This is a genomic window from Nucisporomicrobium flavum, assembly GCF_016464385.1.
Taxonomy (GTDB): Bacteria; Actinomycetota; Actinomycetes; order Mycobacteriales; family Micromonosporaceae; genus Actinoplanes; species Actinoplanes flavus_A.
The window spans coordinates 276791-302000 of record NZ_JADMLH010000003.1 but is presented as its reverse complement, the minus strand read 5'-3'; the positions used below and the strand labels follow the sequence as shown (position 1 = coordinate 302000).

General features: G+C 72.7%; 27 protein-coding genes and 1 pseudogene. 17 read left to right on the top strand and 11 right to left on the bottom strand.

Translation table 11 applies throughout. The features are described 5' to 3' along the window. Positions 1-8 precede the first annotated feature (8 nt). A pseudogene (gene bsaP, locus IT780_RS09430) lies at positions 9-182 on the bottom strand (biotin synthase auxiliary protein BsaP); the annotation flags it as partial. An 11-nt stretch (positions 183-193) separates the two neighbouring features. Next, positions 194-1189: a biotin synthase BioB gene (bioB, locus tag IT780_RS09425; RefSeq protein ID WP_199511064.1), complete on the bottom strand. Its 996-nt coding sequence runs from the start codon at positions 1187-1189 to the stop codon at positions 194-196. 95 nt (positions 1190-1284) lie between these two features. Between bioB and IT780_RS09420 the strand changes: the two genes are divergently transcribed. The 3 genes from IT780_RS09420 (at position 1285) to IT780_RS09410 (ending at position 4883) form a co-directional block, all read left to right on the top strand. Next, positions 1285-2421, top strand: coding sequence for an 8-amino-7-oxononanoate synthase (locus IT780_RS09420; protein ID WP_199511063.1), 1137 nt, complete (start codon positions 1285-1287; stop codon positions 2419-2421). Positions 2422-2774: 353 nt separating this feature from the next. After that, positions 2775-3482: a dethiobiotin synthase gene (gene bioD, locus IT780_RS09415; protein ID WP_307831146.1), complete on the top strand. Its 708-nt coding sequence runs from the start codon at positions 2775-2777 to the stop codon at positions 3480-3482. A 114-nt stretch (positions 3483-3596) separates the two neighbouring features. Next, positions 3597-4883, top strand: coding sequence for a hemolysin family protein (locus IT780_RS09410; protein ID WP_199511062.1), 1287 nt, complete (start codon positions 3597-3599; stop codon positions 4881-4883). Here IT780_RS09410 and IT780_RS09405 read toward each other — a convergent pair. After that, the gene (locus IT780_RS09405; RefSeq protein ID WP_199511061.1) at positions 4880-7174 is read right to left on the bottom strand and encodes a glycoside hydrolase family 65 protein; all 2295 of its coding nucleotides are present in this window, start codon (positions 7172-7174) and stop codon (positions 4880-4882) included. The genes IT780_RS09410 and IT780_RS09405 overlap by 4 nt on opposite strands. Beyond that, a complete protein-coding gene (locus IT780_RS09400; protein ID WP_199511060.1) occupies positions 7167-8075 on the bottom strand; it encodes a PfkB family carbohydrate kinase in 909 nt (302 codons plus the stop codon). Before IT780_RS09400 ends, IT780_RS09405 begins: the two co-directional genes overlap by 8 nt. 150 nt (positions 8076-8225) lie before the next feature. On the opposite strand from IT780_RS09400, the gene IT780_RS09395 reads away from it, so the two are divergent. The 3 genes from IT780_RS09395 (at position 8226) to IT780_RS09385 (ending at position 10107) form a co-directional block, all read left to right on the top strand. Continuing rightward, positions 8226-8804 carry a GAF domain-containing protein gene (locus tag IT780_RS09395; protein WP_199511059.1) on the top strand — a complete coding sequence of 193 codons (579 nt, stop codon included), beginning with the start codon at positions 8226-8228 and terminating at the stop codon, positions 8802-8804. A 43-nt stretch (positions 8805-8847) separates the two neighbouring features. Then, on the top strand, positions 8848-9759 hold the full coding sequence (locus IT780_RS09390; RefSeq protein WP_199511058.1) for a diacylglycerol/lipid kinase family protein: 912 nt from the start codon (positions 8848-8850) through the stop codon (positions 9757-9759). A gap of 129 nt (positions 9760-9888) precedes the next feature. After that, positions 9889-10107, top strand: a complete 219-nt coding sequence (locus tag IT780_RS09385; protein WP_199511057.1) for a hypothetical protein — start codon at positions 9889-9891, stop codon at positions 10105-10107. 91 nt (positions 10108-10198) lie between these two features. On the opposite strand, the gene IT780_RS09380 is transcribed toward IT780_RS09385, so the two are convergent. The 3 genes from IT780_RS09380 to IT780_RS09370 form a co-directional block, all read right to left on the bottom strand. After that, positions 10199-10978 (bottom strand): hypothetical protein, encoded by a 780-nt coding sequence (locus IT780_RS09380; RefSeq protein WP_199511056.1) that lies wholly within the window; start codon positions 10976-10978, stop codon positions 10199-10201. A gap of 127 nt (positions 10979-11105) precedes the next feature. Further along, on the bottom strand, positions 11106-11909 hold the full coding sequence (locus tag IT780_RS09375) for a class I SAM-dependent methyltransferase (protein ID WP_307831108.1): 804 nt from the start codon (positions 11907-11909) through the stop codon (positions 11106-11108). Continuing rightward, the gene (locus IT780_RS09370) at positions 11909-13033 is read right to left on the bottom strand and encodes an MBL fold metallo-hydrolase (RefSeq protein WP_199511055.1); all 1125 of its coding nucleotides are present in this window, start codon (positions 13031-13033) and stop codon (positions 11909-11911) included. Before IT780_RS09370 ends, IT780_RS09375 begins: the two co-directional genes overlap by 1 nt. 177 nt (positions 13034-13210) lie before the next feature. Here IT780_RS09370 and IT780_RS09365 point away from each other — a divergent pair, with 177 nt between their 5' ends. From IT780_RS09365 to IT780_RS09330, 8 genes are all read left to right on the top strand, one after another. Next, a complete protein-coding gene (locus IT780_RS09365; protein ID WP_199511463.1) occupies positions 13211-13729 on the top strand; it encodes an LURP-one-related family protein in 519 nt (172 codons plus the stop codon). A 36-nt stretch (positions 13730-13765) separates the two neighbouring features. Further along, positions 13766-15250, top strand: coding sequence for a deoxyguanosinetriphosphate triphosphohydrolase family protein (locus tag IT780_RS09360; RefSeq protein WP_199511054.1), 1485 nt, complete (start codon positions 13766-13768; stop codon positions 15248-15250). 74 nt (positions 15251-15324) lie between these two features. Then, entirely contained in the window at positions 15325-15876 is a 552-nt protein-coding gene (gene abmR, locus IT780_RS09355; RefSeq protein WP_199511053.1) for an ATP-binding transcription factor AbmR, read from the top strand. A 10-nt stretch (positions 15877-15886) separates the two neighbouring features. Beyond that, positions 15887-16633, top strand: a complete 747-nt coding sequence (locus tag IT780_RS09350) for a HipA family kinase (protein ID WP_199511052.1) — start codon at positions 15887-15889, stop codon at positions 16631-16633. Next, positions 16630-17007 (top strand): DUF3037 domain-containing protein, encoded by a 378-nt coding sequence (locus tag IT780_RS09345; RefSeq protein ID WP_199511051.1) that lies wholly within the window; start codon positions 16630-16632, stop codon positions 17005-17007. Before IT780_RS09350 ends, IT780_RS09345 begins: the two co-directional genes overlap by 4 nt. Before the next feature lie 64 nt (positions 17008-17071). Beyond that, positions 17072-17395, top strand: coding sequence for a PadR family transcriptional regulator (locus IT780_RS09340; RefSeq protein WP_199511050.1), 324 nt, complete (start codon positions 17072-17074; stop codon positions 17393-17395). Then, positions 17392-18207, top strand: a complete 816-nt coding sequence (locus tag IT780_RS09335; protein WP_199511049.1) for an ATP-binding cassette domain-containing protein — start codon at positions 17392-17394, stop codon at positions 18205-18207. The genes IT780_RS09340 and IT780_RS09335 overlap by 4 nt, the downstream gene beginning before the upstream one ends. After that, positions 18204-18890, top strand: a complete 687-nt coding sequence (locus IT780_RS09330; RefSeq protein ID WP_199511048.1) for an ABC transporter permease — start codon at positions 18204-18206, stop codon at positions 18888-18890. The genes IT780_RS09335 and IT780_RS09330 overlap by 4 nt, the downstream gene beginning before the upstream one ends. On the opposite strand, the gene IT780_RS09325 is transcribed toward IT780_RS09330, so the two are convergent. Then, entirely contained in the window at positions 18841-19824 is a 984-nt protein-coding gene (locus IT780_RS09325) for an SDR family NAD(P)-dependent oxidoreductase (RefSeq protein ID WP_199511047.1), read from the bottom strand. The two genes, IT780_RS09330 and IT780_RS09325, sit on opposite strands and share 50 nt — an antisense overlap. An 81-nt stretch (positions 19825-19905) precedes the next feature. On the opposite strand from IT780_RS09325, the gene IT780_RS09320 reads away from it, so the two are divergent. Together IT780_RS09320 and IT780_RS09315 are read left to right on the top strand one after the other, a co-directional pair. After that, entirely contained in the window at positions 19906-20973 is a 1068-nt protein-coding gene (locus tag IT780_RS09320) for an ATP-dependent DNA ligase (RefSeq protein ID WP_199511462.1), read from the top strand. Positions 20974-21040: 67 nt separating this feature from the next. Next, on the top strand, positions 21041-22615 hold the full coding sequence (locus IT780_RS09315; protein WP_307831107.1) for an alpha/beta hydrolase: 1575 nt from the start codon (positions 21041-21043) through the stop codon (positions 22613-22615). Here the strand turns inward: IT780_RS09315 and IT780_RS09310 are convergent. After that, a complete protein-coding gene (locus tag IT780_RS09310; RefSeq protein WP_199511046.1) occupies positions 22566-23024 on the bottom strand; it encodes a potassium channel family protein in 459 nt (152 codons plus the stop codon). The two genes, IT780_RS09315 and IT780_RS09310, sit on opposite strands and share 50 nt — an antisense overlap. Before the next feature lie 65 nt (positions 23025-23089). Between IT780_RS09310 and IT780_RS09305 the strand changes: the two genes are divergently transcribed. After that, positions 23090-23554 carry a GNAT family N-acetyltransferase gene (locus IT780_RS09305; RefSeq protein WP_199511045.1) on the top strand — a complete coding sequence of 155 codons (465 nt, stop codon included), beginning with the start codon at positions 23090-23092 and terminating at the stop codon, positions 23552-23554. Here the strand turns inward: IT780_RS09305 and ligD are convergent. Next, a complete protein-coding gene (gene ligD / locus IT780_RS09300) occupies positions 23551-24582 on the bottom strand; it encodes a non-homologous end-joining DNA ligase (protein WP_199511044.1) in 1032 nt (343 codons plus the stop codon). The two genes, IT780_RS09305 and ligD, sit on opposite strands and share 4 nt — an antisense overlap. 78 nt (positions 24583-24660) lie before the next feature. After that, positions 24661-25203 carry an LPXTG cell wall anchor domain-containing protein gene (locus IT780_RS09295; RefSeq protein WP_199511043.1) on the bottom strand — a complete coding sequence of 181 codons (543 nt, stop codon included), beginning with the start codon at positions 25201-25203 and terminating at the stop codon, positions 24661-24663. Positions 25204-25210: the final 7 nt, after the last annotated feature.

Sequence of the window (25210 nt, the reverse complement as noted above, 5' to 3'; positions counted from 1 at the left end):
CGGCCGGCTCAGGAGCGGCGGACACCGTGCTCGACGCAGGTCGCCGTCCAGCCGGTCGGCACGACCTGCACCTTCATCCGGCGCCGGCAGTCCGGGCAGTAGCGGGGCGGCTCCAGTTGCCGGGCCGCCGTGCACGCCGTGTGGTCGCCCTCGGCGGCGGGTGTTCCGCAGCGGTCGCAGTACACGAGGACCGTCACAGCGTCGCCGACAGCGCCTTGACCGGCATCTTGAGCTCCTGGAGCAGCTCGAGGTCCGCGGTGGCCGGGCGGCCCAGCGTCGTCAGGTAGTTGCCGACGATCACCGCGTTGATGCCGCCGAGCAGGCCCTCGCGGGTACCCAGGTCACCCAGGGTGATCTCGCGGCCGCCCGCGTACCGGAGGATGGTCCGCGGCATCGCCAGCCGGAAGGCGGCGATGGCCCGCAGCGCGTCCTTGCCCTCCACCACCGGGCGGTCGCCGAGCGGGGTGCCGGGGCGCGGGTTGAGGAAGTTCAACGGGACCTCGTGCGGGTCCAGCTCGGCGAGCTGCGCCGCGAACTCGGCGCGCTGCTCGACCGTCTCGCCGAGCCCGAGGATGCCACCGCAGCAGACCTCCATGCCCGAGTCTCGGACCATCTTCAGCGTGCCCCAGCGTTCCTCCCACGAATGGGTGGTCACCACGTTGGCGAAGTACGACCGGCAGGTCTCCAGGTTGTGGTTGTAGCGGTGCACGCCCATCGCGACGAGCTCGTCGACCTGCTCCTGGGTGAGCATGCCGAGGCTCGCCGCGACCTGGATGTCGACCTCGGCCTTGATCGCCGCGACGCCCTCGCGCATCTGCGCCATCAGCCGCTCGTCGGGCCCGCGCACCGCCGCGACGATGCAGAACTCGGTCGCCCCGGTCGCCGCGGTCTGCTTGGCGGCCTCCACCAGGGCGGGGATGTCCAGCCAGACCGCGCGCACCGGCGAGGTGAACAGCCCCGACTGCGAGCAGAAGTGGCAGTCCTCCGGGCAGCCGCCGGTCTTGAGCGAGACGATGCCCTCGACCTCCACCTCGGGGCCGCACCACGCCATCCGGACCTCGTGGGCGAGCTGGAGCAGCTGAGGCAGATCCTCGTCGGGCAGCCGCAGCACCTCGAGGATGCCCGCCTCGTCGAGACCGACGCCGTCAGCTAACACCTGGGCCCGCGCCCGGTCGAGGATCTCTGGCATGCCCGTACCCTACAAGGGATTCCGGCCCGCGGGTTGCCCGTGGTCAGTGGTAGTTTCCCGGGCGACGACGGGGACCGGCGAAGAGCGAGGATGCGGTGACGGGCTGGCAGCAGGAGCTGGAGCGCCAGGCCCGCACGCGGGCGAAAGCCGGGCTCACACGCACGCTGCGGGCCCGCGCCGCCGGTGACGCCGTCGTCGACCTGGCCGGCAACGACTACCTCGGCCTGGCGGTCCATCCCGAGGTGGTGGGTGCCGCGGCCGAGGCACTGCGGGCGTACGGGCTGGGCGCCACCGGATCACGGCTCGTCCGCGGTTCGACCCGGGCCCATGAGGAGCTCGAGTCCGACCTCGCGGAGTGGCTCGGTTTCCCCCGCGCGCTGGTGTATTCCTCCGGGTTCCTCGCCAATCTCGGCGCGATCCGGGCCCTGGCGGGTCCCGGCACGCTGCTGGTCTCGGACCGGTACAACCACGCCTCGATCATCGACGGCTGCAAGGCCTCCGGCGCCGAGGTCGTCGTCGCCCCGCACGCCGACCCGGCGGCCCTCGCGGAGATCCTCGCGGCCCGTCGAGACCGGCCGGCGGTCTTCGTCACCGAGTCGGTCTTCTCGGTCGACGGCGACCTCGCCCCGCTCGCCGACCTGCACGCGGTGACGTCCGCGCACGGCGCGCTGATGCTGGTCGACGACGCGCACGCGCTGGGGATCCTGGGTCCCGAGGGCGCGGGCGGCGTCGCGGCGGCCGGGCTCGCCGGGGCGCCCGACGTGGTGGTGACGGCGACGCTGTCGAAGTCGCTGGGCGGCGCGGGCGGCGTGGTCGCCGGTCCGGAGGCGCTGGTCCGGCACCTGGTCGACACCGGCCGCACGTTCATCTACGACACCGCCCCGCCACCCGCCGTCGTGGCCGGGGTCCGTGCCGCGGTGCGGGTCGCCCGGTCGGCCGACGACCGCCGCCGGCTTCTGGCGGAGCGAGCCGCCACGACAGTACGCACGCTGAGCGCGGCCGGTTTCGCCGTCTCCACCCCGGCGGCGGGCGTGCTGTCGGTGCCGGCGCCCGGCCCGGAGGCGGCCCTGGCCTGGGCGGCGGACTGCCGCGACCGCGACGTCGCCGTGGGCTGTTTCCGCCCACCGTCCACCCCGGACGGTTCCTCCCGCCTTCGCCTGACCCTGAACGCGGGGGTCGGCCAGGCCGACTTCGACCGCGCCCTGACCGTGATCGTGGAGTGCGCCCCGTGACGAGCGAGCAACAGACCGCCCCGCCGCAGACCCCGGAGGAGAACCCGATCCCGGTCTCGCCGATCTCCCCGGTCCCTGTCTCCCCGGCACCCGTCACGCCGATCTCCCCGGTCCCTGTCTCCCCGGCGCCCCTCTCCCCGGCGCCCTTGTCGCCGGCGCCCTTCTCGCCGGCGCCCTTCTCGCCGGCGCCGGATCTGCCGGAGGCGCCCGTGTCACCCGGCGTGGGTCCCGCGGACCCCGCCGACGCCGACCTTCCCCCGCTCACCGTGCCGGTCCCCGAGCCGGCCGCGGCCGCGCGGCCACCGGAGGCCCGCCCCGAGCCGCGGCCCGCACAGCACGGCGAGTGGCGCGGCATCGTTGTGGTCACCGGCACGGACACCGGCGTGGGCAAGACCGTGGCCACCGCGGCCGTCGCCGCCGCCGCACAGGCCGCCGGGCTGCGGGTGGCCGTCGTCAAGCCCGGCCAGACGGGCACGGCCGAGGGCGGCCCGACCGACATCGACGTCGTGACCCGCCTCGCCTCCCCGCACACCAGCCGCACGCTGGCCTCGTACCCGGAGCCGCTCGCACCGCTCGCCGCTGCCCGGGTCGCCGGGATGCCGCCGCTGGAGCTGTACGAGGCCGTCGACGCCATCCGCGCGGAGGCCGAGAAGCACGACCTGGTCCTGGTGGAGGGCGCGGGCGGCCTGCTCGTGCCGATGGGCGTACGCCCCTCCGGCGAGGCGTGGACGGTGGCCGACCTGGCGACCGCGCTGGGCGCCCAGACGATCGTCGTGTCCCGCGCCGGCCTGGGCACGCTCAACCACACGGCGCTGACCCTGGAGGCCCTGGACCGCCGCGGCGTACCGGCCAAGGTGGTGCTCGGCGCGTGGCCGGCCGAGCCCGAGCTGGTCCACTGGGCCAACCTGACCGAGCTGGTCCCGCACCTGGTGGGCGCGGTGCCGGACGGCGCGGGCCAGATGGAGCCGGGCGTCTTCCGCCGCTCGGCGCCGGGCTGGCTGACACCGGCGCTCTACGGCGTGCTCGACGACTGGCGGGTCTGGGCCGACGAGGCCGGCTGACCGCGCCGGGACCGTACCCTGATGAGCGGGTTTTGCCCGGCGCCCGGGCGGCCACCATCCCGGGTCGCTAGCGTGTGGGGCTCGTGATCCGTTAGCCGAGGGGCTGGGGCTGTCGTGGATGGCATAGGCGGGCAGATCGTGCTCGTGCTGGTGCTCGTACTGATCAACGCGGCCTTCTCCGGCAGTGAGATGGCGCTGGTCTCGCTGCGGGACAGCCAGTTGCACAAGCTCGAGCGCGCCTCCCGGTCCGGGCGGGTCCTGGGCCGGCTGACCCGCGACCCGAACCGGTTCCTCGCCACCATCCAGATCGGGATCACGCTGGCCGGCTTCCTGGCGTCCGCGGCGGCCGCCGTGTCGCTGTCGGAGCCGCTGGTCGAACCGCTGGGTTTTCTCGGTGCGGCCGCCCGGCCGACCGCGATCGTCCTGGTCACGATCGTGCTGACGTTCGTGACGCTGGTGATCGGCGAGCTGGCGCCCAAGCGGATCGCGATGCAGCGTACGGAGGGCTGGGCGCTGCTGGTGGCCCGGCCGCTGGACCTGCTGTCGACGATCTCGCGGCCGGCGGTGTGGCTGCTCAGCGCCGCCACCGACCTGGTCGTCCGGATGGCCGGCGGGGATCCGCGGGCGCAGCGGGAGGAGGTCAGCACCGAGGAGATCCGCGACATGGTCGCCGCGCAGCAGGACTTCTCCGCCGAGCAGCGGACGATCATCTCGGGTGCCTTCGAGATCGCCGACCGGAACCTGCGGGAGATCCTCGTGCCGCGCCGGGACGTGCTGTCGGTGCCCACCGGGCTGCCGGCGCGCGAGGCCCTGGCCCAGCTCATCAAGGGCGGCCACTCCCGGGCGCCGGTGGTGGGCCCGGCGGGGCTGGACGACGTCATCGGCGTCGTGCACCTGCGGGAGCTGGTGGGCGCGGACGGCCCGGTCGACGCGGTGGCCCGGCAGGGGCTCTTCCTGCCGGAGACGCTGCGGGTGTCCGACGCGCTGCGGCAGATGCGGCTCGAGCGGCAGCAGCTGGCGATGGTCGTGGACGAGCGCGGCGCGATCGACGGGATCGTCACGATGGAGGACCTCGTCGAGGAGATCGTCGGGGAGATCTACGACGAGACCGACCGGGACGTGCAGGCCGTGGTGACCGAGGCCGACGGCGCGCTGCTGATGGCCGGGTCTTTCCCGATCCACGACCTGCCGGATCTCGGCTTCGACGGCGGCGCGCCGGACGAGGGCGACTACACGACGATCGCCGGCATGGTTCTGGCGTCGCTGGGCCACATCCCGACCGCACCGGGCGAGGTCGTCACGCTTCCCCAGTTCACCGCGGAGGTGGTCGAGGTGACGGGACGCGCGATCACCCGGGTACGGCTGCGAGCGCTGCCGAGGTCCGGCGACGAGGACGATTAGGACGGTTCGAGCGCGTCCCTGCGGCGTTGCGGGGGACGCGGCGACGGCGGCGCGGGGCGGTTCTCCACCGGGTCTAGCAGGATCGTGGTCGTCTCGCCGTCGGCGAGCGTCACCGGGGTGCCGTAGTGGTGGAACGTCACCTCGGCGCCCGTGGCCTCGTACGTGACCCGCTCCGGCGTGACGGTCACCCGTATCCGGCTCTCCCGCCAGCGCAGGCAGAACCGCAGCCGGGGCAGGTGCCCGGGCAGCCGCGGCGCGAACGACGGCCGCCCGCCGTGGTCCCGGAAGCCGCCGAAGCCCTGGACCAGAGCGATCCAGGCGCCCGCGCACGCGGCGATGTGCAACCCGTCGCCGCTGGACTCGCCGCCGGCGCGCAGGTCCAGCAGGGCCGCCTCGGCGAGGTAGTCGTGTGCCAGGTCGAGGTGGCCGGTCTCCGCCGCCAGGACGGCCTGGACCGGCGCGGACAGCGAGGAGTCGCGGACCGTACGGGCCTCGTAGTACTCGAAGGTGCGCCGCTTCTGCTCCGGCGTGAACTCCGCGGGGTGCAGCATCATCGCCAGCACCAGGTCGGCCTGCTTCACCACCTGCCGGCGGTACAGGTCGAGGTACGGGAAGTGGAGCATCAGCGGGTAGTCGTCGTCCTTGGTCTCGTCGAAGTCCCACTCCTCGAGGCGCGTGAACCCCGCGTGCTGCTCGTGGACCTCGCGTTTCTCCGCGTACGGGATGAACAGACCGTCGGCCGCCTCCCGCCACGCGCTCAGTTCATCGGGGGAACCGGCGGAATGGGAGGCCGCGCCGAGCAGGTTCTGCCGGGCCATGAGGTTGGTGAAGACGTTGTCGTCGACCAGGGCCGTGTACTCGTCCGGCCCGGTCACCCCGGAGATGTGGAACACGCCGTCGTCGTCGGCGTGGCTGATGCGGCACCACAGCCGGGCGGTCTCGCCGAGGATCTCCAGCCCGGCGTCGCGCAGGAACTCCTCGTCGCCGGTGGCCGCGACGTACCGCAACACCGCCGCCGCGATGTCCGCGTTGACGTGCAGCGCCGCCGTCCCCGCCGGCCAGTAGCCGGAGCATTCGGTGCCGCCGATCGTGCGCCACGGGTACGCCGCCCCGGCCAGCCGCAGCTCCCGGGCGCGGTCGCGGGCCGCGCCGAGCGTTCGGTGCCGCCAGCGCAGGGCCAAGCCCACGCAGGCCGGGTGCGTGTACGTCAGCACGGGCAGCACGAACGTCTCGGTGTCCCAGAGCACGTGGCCGTCGTACCCGTTGCCGGTCAGCCCCTTGGCGGCGATGGGGTGCGGGCCCGCCTCGGCGCCGGCCTGCAGCACGTGGAAGAGGCAGAACCGGACGCCCTGCTGCACCTCGGGATCGCCGTCGAGCTCGACGTCCGCGCTGTCCCAGAAGTCGTCGAGGTACTCCCGCTGCCGCTCGAGCAGCGTGTCGAAGCCCAGCTCGACGGCCTCGTCCCGGTCGGCGAGCGCCTTGGTGGCCGGGTCGCTCTCGTGCCACGCGTACGCGAGGAACTTGTCCAACCGCAACGGCTCGCCGGGCCGCAGCGTGGTGCTGACGACGGCCCGGATGCGGTCCGGTTCGCTGGACGTGGTGACGGGCGCGCCGGTGTGGGCGACCGCGGACGCCACCTCGATGCCGCTGCGCCCGGTGCGGTGCAGCAGCACGTCCGGCGAGTGCGAGACCGGCCGCAGCGGCGCCTCGAAGGTGGCCGACGCGCGCGGGTCGTCCCGCTGGTCGGGCTGTTCCTCGTTGGCGAGCAGGTCGGAGTCGATCCGGATCCGCACCGGACCGTCCAGCGCCTCCACCTCGTAGCGGATCGCCGCGACCGACGAGTACGCGAACGACACGACCCGGGTGCTGCGGATGCGTACGGCCGCGCCGGACCCCGACACCCACTCGACGTCCCGTTGCAGGGTGCCCGCCCGCAGATCCAGGCAGCGCTCGTGGCGGCGCAGCGTGCCGGTACGCACGTCGAACGGCTCGTCGTCGACGGTGAGCGCGATGAGCTTGCCGTTGGGCGCGTCCACGATGGTCTGGGTGGTCTCCGGGAAGCCGTACCCGGCCTCGGGGTGGACCAGGTCCCGCTCCTCGTACAGCGAGTTGAGGTACGTGCCCGGCATGCCGTCGGGCAGCCCCTCGTCGAGGTTGCCGCGCAGGCCGATGTGCCCGTTGGCGAGGGCGAAGACGGATTCGGACTGGCGCAGCTGCGCGGTGGTGAGCGTCTCGTCGGTCAGGCCGGTCTCCCGGACGGCCCACGGCTCGGCGGGCCCGATCTCACCCACCGGCGAGCTCTTTCACGCGCTTCTCCAGATCCTCGACGGTCAGGTGCGGCCGTCCGCTCGGGTGCCCGACGGTCGCGCCCGAGGCCGCCACCGCCCACCGGGCGGCCGTCGCCGGGTCGTCACCGCGCAGCAGCGCCGCGGTCAGCGCCGCCGTGAACGCGTCTCCCCCGCCCGTCGTGTCCACGACCTTCTCGCCGGTCAGCGGAAGGCGCACGTCCCCGTCGCGCCACACGAACAGGTTGCCGTCCTCGACGCCGAGCGCCAGCAGGCGTGGGCCTTTCTCCAGCAGCGCGCGGGCCCGCTCGACGGTCGCCTTCCCGCCGAGCAGCAGCTCGGTCTCCTGCTCGTCGGCGCGGACCACGTCGGCCGCGGCGAGCAGGTCGTCCGCCCGCTCCTGCGGAGCGCCGTCCAGCACGACCAGCCGGCCCGCGTCGTGCCCGATCCGGGCGGCGGCCAGCGCGGCCTCGGGTGGCTGCTGCAACTGCACGAGTACGGTGTCAGCACCGGCGATGACCGTACGGGCGGCAGCCACGTCAGCCTCGGTCAGCAGCACGGACGCGGGGAGATGCTGCACGTACCGCCAGTGCCCCTCGGCGTCGAGCACCTCGACGATCAGCCCGGTCAGCGCGCCGCGCCGGCGGACGACCGCGGTGACGTCGATGCCGTCGCGCCGCGCCTGGTCGAGCAGCACGTCGCCGATGACGTCCTCGCCGGCCACGGCCACGAGCCGGGGGCGTACGCCCAGCTGCGCGAGCGCGACGGCCTGGTTTGCACCCTTCCCGCCCAGCTGTTCCCGGCGGTCGAGCGCGTCGGCGGCGCTCCCCGCATCGGGGACGGCGTCCACGGACAGGACGACGTCACGGGCGAGTTGCCCGACTACGGCCGCTACCGGTGGTTTCACGCTGCATTACTACCCCGACAGTTTGTGCGACATTCCCCCGTGCGGGCGAGGTCACCTGGCAATTACCTGGACGTGGGCATTGCGGTGCCCCCCGGAACTTTCACTACGCTCACAGTCACCACCGGCGATCACTGTGTGAGGGGCCTCATCGTGACGAACAGCAGCCCGATCTCGGGCGGAGCATATGAATACCTGGACAACGTCGGCCACGAGGAGCAGCAGCGGCTGGAGGCCGTACGCCGCTACCGGCTCGTGGACCAGCCGGTCGAGGACGCGTACGACCGCATCGCGTTCGTGGCCGGCGCCATCTTCGACACCCCCATCGCCACGGTGTCGCTGGTCGAGCAGGATCGCGTCTGGCTCGCCGCCTGCCAGGGCCTGACCGGTGTCCGCGAGGTCGGCAAGGAGCCCGGCCTGTGCGCCTCGGTCATCGCCCAGGACGACGTCTACGTGATCAACAACGCGGCCGTGGACCCCCGCACGCTCGAACACCCGCTGGTCCGCGGCGAGCTGGGGCTGCGCTTCTACGCGGCGGCGCCCATCCGCACCCACGACGGCTACCGCCTCGGCACGGTCAACGTCATCGACAACCGCCCGCGCGAGGCGACGCCCCGGCAGCTCAAGGCGCTCGAACACCTCGCCTCGATGGTCTCGGACGAGCTGGAACTGCGCCTCATGGTGATCCGCAGCGCCGCGGCAGAGCAACGCATGCGCGAGACGGTCAGCTAGCCGTCAGGCTTGAAAATCCGGGGGTACGGGTAACGGCGGTCGCATGCGTACTCACCGGAAGGTCGCCGTGGTCGCCCACCAGCGCAAGACGCTCGGCGGCGGGCTGGACGAGCTGCGGCGGCTCATCACCGACGAAGGCGTCGAGGACCTGCTCTGGTACGAGGTGCCGAAGAGCAAGAAGGCCCCGAAGCAGGTGCGCAGGGCCGTCAAGGAGCAGCCGGACCTGCTGATCGTCTGGGGCGGCGACGGCATGGTCCAGCGCACCCTGGACGCGCTGGCCGGCGCCAAGGGCGGGGCGAAGATCCCGGTGGGGATCATCCCGGCCGGCACCGCGAACCTGCTGGCGACCAACCTCGGCGTCCCGGACGATCTGCCCGGCGCCGTCCGGACCGCGTTCCACGGCGGGCGGCGCCGGCTGGACCTCGGCGTGCTCAACGGCGAGCACTTCGCGGTCATGGCCGGCATCGGCTTCGACGGCGCGATGATCCACGACGCCGACGGCAAGCTGAAGGACCGGATGGGCAAGCTGTCGTACGTCTGGACAGGCCTGCGCCACCTCGACGACGCCGCGCCGAAGGCGAAGATCAAGGTGGACGGCACCGACTGGTTCGCCGACGAGGCGTCCTGCGTCCTGGTCGGCAACGTCAGCATGATCACCGGCGGCATCACCGCGTTCGACGACGCGAAGCCGGACGACGGCTGGCTCGACGTCGGCGTGGCCACCGCGCGCGGCGCCGCTCAGTGGGCCCGGACCATGGGCCGCATGGCGGTCGGCCGCTCCGAGGAGTCCCCGTTCGTCCACATGACCCGCGCCCGGCGCATCGACGTGAAGCTGAAGGAACCGCTGACGTACGAGCTCGACGGCGGCTCCCGCGACAAGGTCAAGAAGATCCGCGTCGAGATCGCGCCGGCCGCTGTCAAGGTCTGCGTGCCGCGGCAAGGATCGGAAAGCTGACACGGACGTCCGTACCTGCGAATCAGCTTTATACGGTTTTATCGTTCTTAATCCCCTGGAATCGGTCGGAATGCCGTCCCACACTGGGTCGCGACCGCACCGCACAGCCACGCACCTCCAGGGGGTCGCATGACAGCGAGCGTCGCCACCATGATCACCGCCGTCACCGTGCTCACGATCGGCTACCGCGCCGGCCGTGCCCACGCGGCCTGGCGGGACCTCCGCGCAGCGAAGCGCGACGTCCCGGCCAGGCGCAGGATCGCCTGGGGCCACACCCGGCCCCTGCTCATGGGTGTCCTCATCCTGATGGCCACCCTGATCGCCGCCGCCTACAACGCCGCTTCCTGAACCGCCGGCGCGGGGGGGGGGGGGGGGGGGGGGGGGGGGGCCGGGGGGGGGGGGGGCCCCCCCGCCGCTTCCTGAACCGCCGCGTCCGGGATCACAGATTTCCGAGTCGCCGGTATGCCACCCCGTAAGGCGCCGCGCCACCACTTCGCTGAGACTCGACGACCAGGCCCAGGACCTGATCTCCGGTGGTCACCATGCACACGGGCACACTTTTCCGATCACGCAGCTCGGGGCTCGTGAACACGATCTCTGCTTGATGTCCCTTGCCCGACCCTCTGGCCTCGGTAAGGCAATCGGAAAGATCCCCGGCCACCCATATCCGGCCGTTCTCGGTGTAGGAATTATCCGGCCCGAACAGCACGTCGAAGACCTTTGCCGGATCCCCCTGCGAGGCCGCGGCCGTCGCCACGGGCGAGGCGTCGAAGTCCACGATGGTTCCGTCCTCGACCAGGAACGATTCCCCCGGCGTCACCGGCGGTGAGGTCGGCGACGTGGTGGTCGGGGTGGTCGGCGTCGCCTCGCCCCCACCGCCGTCTCCCACCGTCGGCCCCCCGCGATGGTCGTCACCGCTGGTGGAGCGGACAGGACCGCTCGACACCGAAGGCTGACCGGAGCCGCCGCCGGACGGGGTGGGCTGCACGAACAACGGCGGCGGGGAAGGTGTCGGCGTCGGACCCTGACCGACGCCCGGCTGCCGCGGCGCCGGATGCAGCGTCTGCCACAGATCCGGTCCCACCACGGGGATCAACGCCAGCACCAGAGCGCCGAGGCCACCGGCGGCCTTGGCGAGATGCCGCCGCCTGAGTAATCGGCGCCACCATGGTGCGGCCTGGGAAGCACTCTTTCCGCCATCATCTGCACTGTCATTCACATTGCTCTCCAAGAAAGACCGGATTCGCAGGCAAAGTGTGACAGCAGAAGGCAAGCGGCAATGGACAGAAAATGCACCCGGTGAAGAGGCGGCGGAACCGTAACCGATCCGCCGGTTCACTCGTTCTTCAGGGGCGCCAGATCACTATTTCGGTTTCCCGGCGGCGCTCGGCGAAGACCCCCGGCGGCGACACCTCGGCCAGCAGCGACCGCAGGTCCGCCTCGAACTCCCCCACCCGCTCGCCGAACAGGTGCGGCGTCGCGTACGACAGCGAGAACACCGCCGACACGATCTCGTCCGCCGACCGTGCCACCTCCTCGCCGCCGCCCACGACGACGCGGTCCGGCCCGCGGTAGCCGGCCGAGCGCATCACGTCCTCCTCGCCGCCGGGGGTGCCGTTCGGCAGCGTGGACCGTCCGGCGCGCCGCACCGGCCCGAGGTACGCGGCCACCAGCGCGTCGATCCGCACCCACGGTGGCCGCGGCCGGGCGAGCGGGTCGGTGCCGTCCACGCCGCGATGGGTCGTGGCGCCGACATGCACCCAGGCCCCGCCCGGCGCGATCATCGGGCGGACCGCGCGGGCCACGGCCGGCTGGTCCATCCAGTGGAAGGACTGGGCGAAGGTCACCACCCGGAACTCACCCAGCCCGGCCGGCAGCTCCTCGGCGCGCAGGCGGTGCCACGACAACTCCGGAGCCCTGCGGCGCGCCTCCTCGATCATGCCCGGGTCGGCGTCGACGCCGACCGCCTCCGCGAAGAGCGGGGCGAGCAGCGTCGTCAGCGAACCCGGGCCGCAACCGACGTCGAGGAGGCGGCCGGTGCCGTCGAGGCCGAGCCCGGCGCGCAACACGTCGGCGATCGCGGACGGATACGGCATGCGTCCGACGGGGTAGTGCGCCGCACTGCCGGTGTACAGGGAGTCGTCGGGCACTACAGCTGCTGCCACCAGCCGTCGACCGGGGGCGGGTTGTCGACGTCGACCCGCTCGCCCGGCCGGGGGACGGCCAGCTTCACGTCGCGCGCCTTGGCCTCACGCCAGGCGCGGTCGGCCGGCTCGGCCCAATCGTGGAGCGCCAGGTTGAACGTGGCCCAGTGCACCGGGATCATCAGCCCGCCGCGTACGTCCACGTGGGTGGCGACGCCGTCCTCCGGCACCATGTGGATGTCCGGCCACTGGTCGCCGTACGCCCCGATCTGCACCAGCGTCACGTCGAACGGCCCGTGCTCCTCGCCGATCTCCGCGAAGCCGGGGAAGTAGCCGGTGTCGCCGGAGTAGAACGCCTTGCGGGTCGGCCCGGCGATCACCCAGGAGGCCCACAGCGTCTCGTCGCGGGAGAAGCCGCGGCCGGAGAAGTGCCGGGCGGCCGTGGCGACGAACTCGATGCCTGCCACCGTGGCGCGCTCGTTCCAGTCGAGCTCGATGATGCGGGTGGCCGGCACTCCCCAGCGTTCCAGGTGCGCGCCGATGCCCAGCGGTACGAGGAACGGCGCGGCCTGCAGGTCCACCAGGTTGCGGATCGACTCCATGTCGAGGTGGTCGTAGTGGTCGTGCGAGATGACCACCGCGTCGACGGGCGGCAGCGAGCGCAGCGGCACCGGCGGCTCGTGCAGCCGCTTCGGGCCCTGCAGGCGCGACGGCGAGCACCGGTCGCTCCACACCGGGTCGAGCAGCACCCGGCGGCCCTCGATCTCGATCATCGCCGAGGAGTGGCCGTACCAGGTGACGTAGAGGCCGTCGCCGCCCGTCTCGGGCGTGACCACCGGGATCGGCGAGGCGGGGTGGCGGCGCTCGCGGTCGGTCATCGACGCGGCGAGGATCCGGGGCATCGAGGCCAGGGCGAGCTCGGTGGCCGGTACGGTGTTGCGGAACTTGCCGTCCTTGAACTGCGGGGACCGCTGGTAGCGCGCGCCGCGTTCACCCTCGGCCCGGTCGCCGATCCTGCGGGAGCCGATCTGGAGCGGGATGTCCCGGGCGGCCCACACCGCCGCCGCGCCCAGCGCGAGGGCGATCCATCCCTTTCCGAGCCCTCGGCGGCCTTCTGCCTGCTTCGCCATGCGCGATTCCTCCGTGTCAGTTCCGTCTGATTGCCAAGTCTGACCGCCGGTGCCACCACCCCGCCACCGAGGTGCTGTGGATCTCCTCAGCATGGCGACGTGTGTCACACTGCCGCCGTGACTGTGCAAACCCTTCAGAATCAGCAGCAACTCATCGTGCGTCAGCGCGTGCGTTTGATGGTGAACCAGTACGAGATCCACGCCGTCGCACCGGACGGCTCGGAGGCCGGCGTGCTCGCGTTCGCGCAGCAGAAGCGGATGGCCTTCAAGGAGCAGGTGACGCTCTACACCGACGACACCAAGACGACCCCGGTCCTGGGCTTCAAGGCCCGCCAGGTCATCGACCTGGGCGCGACGTACGACGTCACGGACGCCGCCGGCACCCCGATCGGCCTGTTCCGCAAGAACTTCAAGGAATCCCTGCTGCGCTCGACGTGGCACCTGGAGCAGCCCGGGTACGGCGAGATGATCGGCCGCGAGTCGAACATGACCGTCGCGATCCTGCGCCGGTTCGTGGACTCGCTGTCCTGGCTGCCGTACCACTTCGAGTTCCTCCTCGGCGGGCGCCCGGCGTTCTCCGTGGTCAAGAAGTGGGGCCTGCGCGACAAGTACGTCGTGACGATCCACGACCCGCAGCTGGACCGCCGGCTGATCGCGGCGATGGCCGTGGCTCTCGACGCACTGCAGGCGCGCTGAGCCGGGTACGGACACCGATGTAATAGCGTCGGGCGCATGGATGATCCCCGCGCCCGGCGCCTGTTCGGCGACGGCCTCGTCGCCCCCGGCGATCTCGCCGCCAGCCCGTTCCGCGTGGACCGGGACCGGATCGTCAGCTCGCCGTTCTTCGCGCGGCTGGGCGGGGTCACCCAGGTGATCAGCCCGGGCGGGGCCGGCCTGCTGGTGCACAACCGGCTCACCCACAGCCTCAAGGTCGCCTCGGTGGGCCGCGCGATCGCCGAGCGCCTGCTGTCCCGGTACGCCGACACCCTCGAGAAGCTCGGCGGCTGCGACCCGGACGTGGTGGAGGCGGCCGCGCTCGCCCACGACCTGGGGCACCCGCCGTTCGGGCACCTCGGCGAGCGGGTGCTCGACCACGTGGCGCGGCAACGGCTGGGGCTGCGCGACGGCTTCGAGGGCAACGCCCAGTCGTACCGGATCGTGACCAGCACGGAGATCCGCGGTCAGGCGACGATCGGGCTCAACCTGACGGCCGCCACCCGCGCCGCGATCCTCAAGTACCCGTGGACCCGGCGTACCCATCCCGCCCCGCACCCGCGGCACATGGATCCGCCGCCGCGGGGTGCCGCCGCGCCGCCGGACGACCCGGACGGGGGTTCGCTGAAGTTCGGCGCGTACTCCACCGAGGTCGGGGACATGGCGCAGGCGCGGCTGCCGTTCGACGGCCGGGTCGCGCCGTGGCAGCAGACCCCGGAGGCCTCGGTGATGGACACGGCCGACGACATCGCGTACGCGATCCACGACCTGGAGGACGTGCACCGCGTCGGCGTGCTGCAGCAGGGTTCGGTGGCCGCGGAGCTGATGGCGTGGCAGCGGATGTCGTTCGCCGACGTGCCGGACGAGGAGCTGCTGCCGCGCCGGCCGGGTACGTCGATCGAGGCGCTGCGCCGGCAGCTGCACCGCAAGGACGGCTGGGTGGCCGACGACGAGGCGTTCGCGGCGGCGGTGGAACGGGTCCGCGCGGAGCTCGTGGACGGCCTGCTCAGCGTCCCGTTCGACGGCTCGCTGGAGGCCGAGGCGCAGGTGGCCGCGTTCTCGGCGGCGTGGACGAAGCGGCTGGTGGACGCGATCGAGGTGACCGAGTCGCCGGCCGTACGGTCGGGGCACGTGCTGCTCGCCCCGGCGCAGTGGCACGAGGTGCAGGTCCTCAAGTTCGTGCAGAACAGGTTCGTGCTGGCCCGCCCGGACCTGGCGCTGCACCAGCGTGGCCAGGCGCGGCTGCTGGAGTCGCTGGTCGACGCGCTGGTCGCCTGGCTGTCGGATCGCGACGAGGCGGAACGTCTGCCCCGCCGGCTGCGCGACCTGGTGGAGCTGGCCGAGCTCGAGTTGCCGGACAGCACGCCGGAGCGGCTGGCGCGGGCCCGCGGCCGGGCGGTGATCGACTTCGTGGCCGCGCTGACGGACAGCCAGGCGGTGGCGTTCATGGACGCCCTCTCGGGGCGGTCGCGGCAGCTGTGGACCGATGCCTTTGTCCTCTGAGAGCTGAACGCCCGCCATGGCGTAACTGGTGCAACGGTGTAAGCATGTAATCAACGTTGCACTGGGAGGTAGTCATGCGCTTCCGTCCACCCGCCGGCACCCGTACCGAGCCCCCGCCCGCCGACGACGCGGCCGCCTGGATCACCGGCGCCAGCCCCGACGGCTGGTTCACCGAGCCGCCGGAGGTCGTCGTCGACCGCGACGAGATCGTCATCTGGGGCCGGGTCCCCGCACCCGAGCTGTCCGCCGACGCGAGCGACGCCGACCGCGCCGCCGCGCAGGCCGGGCGGATCCACCAGTTCCGCGAGGACACCCGCGACGACCGGATCAAGGTCGCCCGCCAGGTCGAGCACCGCTACCAGCGCAAGGTCAGCTGGGGGCTGCGCTGCGGGGACACCCAGGAGCTGTTCACCCACCTCTCCGCGCCGGTGATGACCCGGCTGCGCCAGCCGGAACGGCAGGTCCTCGACACGCTCGTGGACGCCGGGGTGGCCCGCAGCCGCTCGGAGGCGCTGGCATGGTGCGTACGCCTGGTCGGCGAGCACACCGATGAATGGCTGACCGAGCTGCGCGAGGCGATGACCCGGGTGGCGGACCTGCGCCGGCAGGGTCCCACCACCCTCTAGGGTTAGGCGCGTGCTGCCCGAGGTCACCGCCATCCGATACGTCACCCCGCTGCGCGAGGGGGGCTCGCTGCCCGGCATCGTCGAGGCCGGCAACCTCGGCACGTACGTGGTGAAGTTCCGCGGCGCGGGCCAGGGCCCCAAGGCGCTGGTCGCCGAGGTGGTCTCCGGCGAGCTGGCCCGGCGGCTCGGCCTGCCCGTCCCCGAGCTGGTGGTCGTCGGGCTCGACCCGGTCGTGGCCCGGGCCGAGCCCGACGAGGAGGTGCAAGAGCTGATCAAGGCCAGCGCCGGCGCCAACCTCGGCATGGACTACCTGCCCGGCGCGCTCGGGTACGACCCGGTCGCGTACCCGATCGACGCGGAGCTGGCCTCCCGCGTGCTGGTCTTCGACGCCTTCGTGGAGAACGTCGACCGCAGCTGGCGCAACCCCAACCTGCTGATGTGGCACGGCGACCTGTGGCTCATCGACCACGGAGCGACGCTGTACTTCCACCACAACTGGCCGCGCGCCGCGACGGTGGTGCACCGGCCGTACAAGTGGGACGACCACGTGCTCAAGCCGTACGCGACAGCGGTGCCGGCGGCGGCCGAGGCGATGCTGCCCCAGCTCACCGGCGACCTGCTCGACGACGTGCTGGCGCTGGTCCCGGACGAGTGGCTCGCCGAGTTCGACTTCGACACCGCCGAGGAGGCGCGCGCGGCGTACCGCGACCACCTGCTCGCGCGCGCGGCCGACCCGGCGGCTTGGATCCCCTCATGAGCGCCCCGTACGAGTACGCGATCATCCGAGCCGTCCCCCGGGTCGAGCGCGGCGAGCTGATCAACGTCGGCGTGGTGCTCTACTGCCAGCGGCTCGACTTTCTCTGCGCCCGTACGCATCTGCACGAGCAGCGGCTGCTCGCGCTGGACCCGAACGCCGACCTGGACGGCATCCGGGCGGCCCTGCAGTCCTGGGAGATCGTCTGCGCGGGCGGCGCCGACGGCGGCGCGGCCCGCGAGCTGAAGCAGGGCGAGCGCTTCCGCTGGATGGTCGCGCCGCGCAGCACGATCCTGCAGGCCGGCCCGGTCCACATGGGCCTGACCGAGGACCCGTCCGCCGAGCTGGACCGCCTCGTCGAGCTCCTCGTCCGCTAGTCACCCGAACCGCCCGGGATCGGCGGGCCGCGCGTGACTAGGTAGTGGTGCTACCTTGTCCGCCATGGACCGGCGGACGCAGTGGCTGCGCGGGGTACTCGACCTCTGCGTGCTCGGCGCCCTCGGCCGCGGCGAGTCCTACGGGTACGAGATCGCCCAGCGGCTGGAAGCGGGAGGCCTCGGGTCGATCGCCGGTGGCACGCTCTATCCCGCCCTGCTGCGCCTGGAACGGCTCGGCCTGGTCGTCGCCGACTGGCGGGCCGGCGACGGCGGCCCCGCGCGCAAGTACTACCGGCTCAGCCCCGACGGCGCGGCGGCGCTCCGCTCCGCCTCCGCCGACTGGGCCGTGTTCGTGGACAACGTCACCGCAATGATGGAGGTCCCGTGACCGTCGATGACTGGCTGGCCGCGTTCGCGGCCGAGTTGCGCCGCCGCCGGGTCGAGCCGGCCGCGCTCGTGGCCGAGGCCGCCGGGCACCTGCGCGACAGCGGGCGGCCGCCGCTGCAGGTCTTCGGGCCGCCCACCGCGTACGCCGTCAGCCTCGTGGACAGCCTGCGCGGCGCGACCACCGAGCTGCGCCGGCCACCGTCCGGCGAGCCGCGGCTGGCGGCCGTCAAGATCGTCAAACGGTACGGCCGCAGCACGATCCTGGACGGCGTCGACCTGACCGTCCACGCCGGCGAGGTCGTGGCGGTCATCGGCGCCAACGGCTCGGGCAAGAGCACCCTGCTGCGTATCTGCGCCGGCCTGCTCGCGCCCGACGAAGGTCACGTCCGGATCCGCGGCACGCTCGGCTACTGCCCGCAGGACGGCGGCACCGCCGACTACCTCACCCCGGACGAGCATTACGTGCTCATCGGGGCGGGGCGAGGGGAGTCCCGGGGTGCAGCCCGCGCGGAGGGCCGTGCGGCCGCGGCGACCCTCGACTGGCCGCGCTCGTCCGAGACGGTGACGGCCCGGCACCTCTCCGGCGGCACCCGGCAGAAGCTCAACCTGGTGCTCGCCGGCCTCGGCGACCCCGGCGTGCTGCTGCTGGACGAGCCGTACCAGGGCTTCGACAACGGCAGTTACCTCGACTTCTGGCAGCAGGTGTGGCGCTGGCGCGACACCGGTAAGGCCGTGGTCGTGGTGACCCACCGGCTCGGCGAACTCGACCGCGCCGATGCCGTGCTCGACCTGACCTCGAGGAGCGCGCGATGAGCCGGACGCTGACCGTCGCCGAGATGGCCCTGCGCGAGATCTCCCGCCGCCGCGGGGTGCTGATCCTGCTGGCGCTGCTGCCCCTGGCGTTCTACTACAGCCGGCGCGGGGAGGCGTACTGGCAGTCGGTGCGGTTCGTGTCGCTGGGCATCGGGTGGACGCTGAGCACGGCGGCGCTGTTCGCGGGCAGCGCGGCCCGGGCGGTGGAGCCCCGGCTGCGGCTGTCCGGCTACGCCACGCACCAGCTCTACCTGGGCCGGCTCGCGGCGCTGTGGGCGGTCGGCCTGGCGCTGATCGTGCCGTACTTCCTGCTGATCCTCATCGACCTGGACCAGGTACGGCACGGCCCGGTGGCGCTCATCCTGCTGCTGACCGTGGCGGTGGCCGCGCCGTTCGGGCTGGCGCTGAGCGCCCTGCTCCCCCGCGAACTGGAGGGCATGTTGGTGCTGCTCACGGTCGTCGCGATGCAGATGATGCTCGACCCGGACAAGGCCGTGGCCCACGCGCTGCCGTTCTGGTTCTCCCGCGAGATCGGCGTGTACGCGATCGAGCACGACGCCGGCAGCGGCCACGTCGTCCGCGGCCTGGTGCACGCGCTGATCACGCTCGCGCTGTTCCTCGTGCTGGTCGCCGTCACTTCCGCCGTACGCCTGCGCCGCCGCCCGCACGTCTCCATGGCCTAGGGCCCCGGCGCAGGGCCAGCGCGGCCACCCCGCTGAGCGCGACCGCACCGGCCGCCGCGACGCCCACCGCGGCCCGGCCGAACCGTGCCGGGCCGCCGTCGACGCGCGGCCGGCTGGCGAACACGTTGCCGCTGCTCGGCGGCGTCCGGCGCTGCGACAGCCCCAGCCGGCCCATGAGCGGACCGACCAGCAGGTCGTAGACCGGCGGCAGCGAGACGAAGCCGAACTCGATGAGCCGGTTCGTCGCGCCCACCGACAGCTCGCGCTTCGGGCGGTCGGCGAGCCGTACGACCGCAGCGCCCATCCGCTCGGCGCTGTCCACCGGCGGCGGCGGGCGGCCCACGAAACCGGCGTAGTTGCCGGCGCTGGTGTAGATCGGGGTGTCCACGCTGCCGGGAACGAGCTGGCACACGTGGATGTCCGGCGCGTCGCGGGTCTCCTGACGCAGGGTCCGCGACAGGGCTCGCAACCCCCACTTCGCCGTCGCGTACGCGCTCATGTTCGGCGCGGTGATGTGCCCGACCAGCGAACTCGCCGTGATCAGCGTGCCGTGCCCCTGCGCCCGGAACACGCGCAGCGCGGCCCGGGCCACGTTCGCGGGCCCGAGCAGGTCGGCGGTGACGACCCGGTCGAAGACGTGCGGCGGGATGTCCTCGAAGCGGCCGTACACCATCACCGCCGCGGTGTCGGCCCACACGTCGATGCGGCCGAAGCGGTCCAGCGCCGCCTGGGCGACCGCGTCGACTTCCTCGCGTACGGTCACATCGGCCGGCACGACCAGGGCGTCGCCGCCGCACTCGGCCGCCACCTTCTCCAGGTCGGCGAGGCCCCGGGCGGCGAGCACGACCTTGTCCCCGCGCGCCGCGAAGGCGAGCGCGGCGGCCCGCCCGATCCCGCTCGACGCGCCCGTCAGCACCACGACCCGAGAATTCATGGCGGTCTGATACCCGGCGCCGCGACCGCCGAACGGGCCGGGCGGGCTTTCTTTTCGGCCGTGAGCAGGGACACTGACGGCATGGACCTGCCGATCAACCCGCCCGTCAAGCCGATGCTCGCCAAGCCGGTCGCCGACATCCCGCCGGGGCACCTGTACGAGCCCAAGTGGGACGGCTTCCGCTCGATCATCTTCCGCGACGGCGCCGAGGTGGAGATCGGCAGCCGCAACGAGAAGCCGATGACCCGCTACTTCCCCGAGGTGGTCGAGGCGATCCTGGCGACCTTCCCGGAACGCTCCGTGATCGACGGCGAGATCATCGTCGCCGACACCGGGCGCAACACGCTGGACTTCGAGGCGCTGCAGCAGCGCATCCACCCCGCGGCCAGCCGGGTCAAGCTGCTGTCCGAGCAGACGCCGGCCGGGTTCGTCGCGTTCGACCTGCTGGCCCTGGGCGACGAGGACCTCACCACGCGGCCGTTCGCCGAGCGCCGCGCGCGGCTGGAGGAGTGCCTGGCGGATGCCAAGCCACCGGTCTACGTCACGCCGGCCACGGACGACCTGGAGACCGCGCGCCGCTGGTTCGCCGAGTTCGAGGGCGCCGGGCTCGACGGGCTCATCGCCAAGGGCAAGGATCTGGGGTACGAGCCCGACAAGCGGGTCATGTTCAAGATCAAGCACAAGCGTACGGCCGACTGCGTGGTGGCCGGCTACCGGCTGCACAAGTCCGGCGACAACCGCATCGGCTCGCTCCTGCTCGGCCTCTACGACGAGCGGGACGTGCTCGTGTCGGTCGGGGTGATCGGCTCGTTCCCGATGAGCGTCCGCGAGGAGCTGTTCACCGAGCTGCAGCACCTCGTCACGACGTTCGAGGGGCACCCGTGGAACTGGGCGGCGCACGAGTCCGGCGAGCGGACACCCCGCAAGAACGAGGTCAGCCGCTGGAACGCCGGCAAGGACCTGTCGTTCGTGCCGCTGCGCCCGGAACGCGTGGTCGAGGTCCGCTACGACTACATGGAAGGGCTGCGGTTCCGGCACACCGCGCAGTTCGAACGGTGGCGGCCCGACCGGGAACCCCGCTCGTGCACGTACGAGCAGCTGGAACGGCCCGTCCGGTTCAACCTCGCCGACGTGCTGACGAGCCGCTGAACCACGGGCCCGGCCGCAGCGCGTAGCCTCGTGCGCGGAACAATCGCACGACGAAAGGCCGCGCATCGTGCCGCGTACCTCCCGTCCGGTCCTCGCCGCCCTGGTGGCCGCGGTCGTGGTGACCGCCGGCTGCACCCTGCCGGTCTTCGCCCCCGAGGACTCCGACGGCGCCGCGCCCAAGCCGCCCACGGGCAGCAAGGCGCCGCCCGCCGTACCCGGCACCCAGGCGCAGTGGACGCCGTGTCCCGAGGTGCCGCAGGAGCTCGTCGGCCGGGGCGCGCAGAACATGGCGTACGACTGCGCGTCGGTCGCCGTGCCCCGCGACTGGAACGCCCCGCAGAGCGGCGGCACCTACGACGTGGCGATGATCCGCATCCGCTCCAACGACCAGGGCGACCGGATCGGCTCGCTGCTGATCAACCCGGGCGGCCCGGGCGGCTCCGGCATCGACACCGCGGTCTACCTGTCGTTCGGCCAGGCGCTCGGCGGCCTGCCCACCGAGGTGACGAACCGGTTCGACATCATCGGCTTCGACCCGCGCGGCGTCGGCCGGTCCAGCCCGGTCAAGTGCATCAGCGACAAGGACCAGGACGCGACGTTCGCCGCGCCGCCCGACCCGCGGTCGGACGAGGAGTTCCAGCAGGTCGTCGCGCTCAACAAGCGGGTCGCCGAGGGCTGCGGCCAGAAGTACGGCGACCAGCTCGGCAATTTCAGCACCGAGCAGGCGGCCCGCGACATGGACGCCATCCGGTCCGCCGTCGGCGACGCGAAGACCACCTACCTCGGGTTCTCGTACGGCACGCTGCTCGGCGCCACGTACGCCCAGCTGTTCCCCACCAAGGTGCGCGCGCTCGTGCTCGACGGCGCGATCAACCCGAAGCAGGACTTCGTCGCCGGGTCGGAGTCGCAGGCGAAGGGCTTCGAGCGTGCCTTCACGAACTTCGCCTCGTGGTGCAGGGCCACTCCGGACAAGTGCCCGATCGCGCCGGACGCCCGCAAGGCGGTGACCGATGCGCTGGCCAAGGCGAAGGTGTCCCCGGTACCGGGCGACGACGGGCGCGAGGCCACCCCCGGCTGGATCTTCGTCGCGGTGATCTCCTCGCTCTACACCGAGTCGGGCTGGCAGCAGCTCGCCAAGGCCGTCGACGACCTGCAGGCCGGCGACGCGGGCGGCATCTTCGACCTCGCCGACCAGTACGCCGACCGCAAACCCGACGGCACCTACTCCAACCTCTTCGACGCCAACCTGGCGGTGAACTGCGCGGACACCGACGAGGCGCCGACGGTCGAGCGCATCCGCCAGCTCCAGGGCGAGTGGCGCGCCAAGTACCCGCTGTTCGGCGCCTCGCTGGCGCTGGGCATGATGCCGTGCACGTTCTGGCCGGGCAAGCGCGACCCGTACCCGGCAGGCGCGGCGAACGGCGCCCCGCCGATCGTGGTGGTGGGCACGACCGGGGACCCGGCCACGCCGTACGAGAACACCGCGCAGCTGGCCGGCATGCTCGGCACCGGGCACGTCCTGACCTGGGAGGGCGAGGGACACACGGCGTACCCGAGCACGCAGTGCATCGTGACCGCCGTGGACCGCTACCTCATCGATCTGACGGTGCCGCAGGAGGGACAGCGCTGTCCGGCGCGCTGATCCCCTCGCGCTCGGCGAGCTCCTCCAGGAGCCGGCGGACCACCCGCAGGTTGTTCTTCAGCTCCTCCTGCTCCTCGTGCCGGAACGCGTCGGTGTCCACGATCAGCTTGCTGGCGAAGTGCGCCGTGATCAGCGGTACGACGATCAGCACCATGATGGAGATCAGCAGCGCCGCCATCAAGCGGGCCTCGGTCGTCTTCGGCGAGATGTCGCCGTAGCCGACGGTGGACGCGGTGACCACGCCCCACCACAGCGCGTCGCCGATGCTCACGTTGTGCTCGAAGTGCCGGTACAGCGCGGCGCAGACGAGGATGAGCAGCAGGTACGACAGGATCAGCGTGCGTGGCGAGTTCGCCAGCCAGACCAGTCCCCGGTAGATCTGCCGGAACGGCAGGAGCAGCAACCGCATGGCGTCATCGTGCCCCGGCCGGGCCACCGGACGGCTCAGCCCGACGGGCGTGTCAGGATGGCCGGGTGGCCCAGACGATCTTCCGTACCGCCCGCCGCGCGGATGTTCCAGCGATCCTCCAGCTGCTCGCCGACGACGAGATCTCCCGCTCCCGGGAGTCGGCACCCACGCCGGAGCCGGTGGACGCGGCCTACTGGTCGGCCTTCGAGGCGATCGACGCGGACCCGCGCAACGAGCTGATCGTCGCGGACGCCGGCGGCGAGATCGTCGGGACCTGCCAGCTGACGTTCACCCCGTCGCTGAGCCGCCGCGGCGCCGAGCGGATGACCATCGAGGCCGTCCGCGTCCGCGGCGACCAGCGCGGCCGGGGCCTCGGCCGGCAGATGATGCTCTGGGCGCTGGACCGCGCCCGCGAGCGCGGCTGCCGCCTGGCCCAGCTCACCACCGACAAGCGCCGCACCGACGCACACCGCTTCTACGCCGCGCTCGGCTTCGAGGCCAGCCACGAGGGCTTCAAGCTGCCCCTCTAGCGCTTCTCCTTCAGGTCGCGGTCCTTCGACGGCTGCACCCGCTTGGGCTCCCCCGGCATCTTCGGGTGGTCCGGTGGATAGGGCAGGTCCCCGGCGCCCGCCTTCTCGTCCCGCTCCGACCACTCCAGCAGCGGCGTGATGTCGTACGCGACCTCGTCGATCGCCGCGTGCGGGTCGCCGAGCTGCGCGATCCGCTTCGGCACCGTCCGCAGGTCGAAGTCGTCGGGCTCGACGTCGCCCAGCTCGGCCCAGGTCACCGGGGTGGACACGGTCGCGCGGGCGTTGGCGCGCAGCGAATAGGCGCAGGCGATCGTGCGGTCGCGGGCCATCTGGTTGTAGTCGATGAAGACCCGGTCGCCGCGCTCCTCCTTCCACCAGGAGGTGGTGATGCGCTGCGGACTACGCCGCTCGACCTCGCGTGCCAGGGCGATCCCGGCGCGGCGGACCTGCACGAACGACCACTTCGGCTCGATGCGGACGTACACGTGCACGCCGCGCCCGCCGGAGGTCTTGGGGTAGCCGGTCCAGCCGAGGTCGCCGAGCACCTCGTGGACCACCCCGGCCGCGGCCACCACGTCGCCGAAGTCGAGCCCGGGCTGCGGGTCGAGGTCGATGCGCAGCTCGTCGGGGTTGTCCGGGGCGGACCGGCGCACCGGCCACGGGTGGAAGACGACCGTGCCCATCTGCGCCGCCCACGCCACGTGGGCCAGGTCGGCCGGGCAGAGTTCGTCGGCCGTACGCCCGCTGGGGAAGGTGATCGTCGCCGACTCCACCCACGGCGGGACACCGCGCGTGGCCATCCGCTTCTGGTAGAACATCTCGCCGTCGATGCCGTCGGGGAAGCGTTGCAGGGTCGTCGGCCGGTCCCGCAGGGCGCGCATGATCCCGTCGCCGACGGCGAGGTAATACTCGAACACGTCGCGCTTGGTGTAGCCCCTGCTCGGGAAACACACCTTGTCGGGGCTGGTCAGCCGTACGGGACGGCCGGTGACCTCGACCTCTTCGGCGGGTGACCTGGAAGCTGCCATGCCCCTGACCTTAGGCCCCGGGTACGACAGCGGCCGCCTCCTCGGGTCGAGGAGACGGCCGCGTCCAGCGGAAAGTGCTCAGGCGCTGCGACGCCGGCGGCTGTAGAGGACCGCCGCCGCACCACCCGCGACGAGCAGGGCACCCACGCCGACGGTCAGGCCCATCGGCGCGCCGGTGACCGGCAGGGTTCCGCCGGCGCTGACGCCACCGCCGGTGCTGCGGCTCGGACTCGGGGTCGCCGCGGGCGACGTGGCCGGCAGCTCGCCACCCGGCGGGACGGTGTTGACGACGCCGGTCGGCGTGGTGCTCACGCCCGGCGTCGGCGTGGTGGTGCCGGGCGTGGCGGTGGTCCGCGAGGGGGTGGGCGAGGTGGTGGGCTTCTCGCCGCCGTAGCCGTCGTTGCCGCGGGTGCCGCCACCGGTCGCGTCGTCGTCGCCGTACCCGCAGTCCTCGTCGCGCTCACCCTCGGAGCAGGGCGTCGTCATCACGGCGGGGTGCTGGGCGCGGGCCGCGGCCTGGTCGGCCGTCGCCACGGCGGGCGCCCCGGTGAGGGCGAGGGCGGCGACGGCGGTGACGCCGGCCGCGGGCAGTGCGGCGGCCAGTCGGCGCGTCAACTTCATGAAGGGA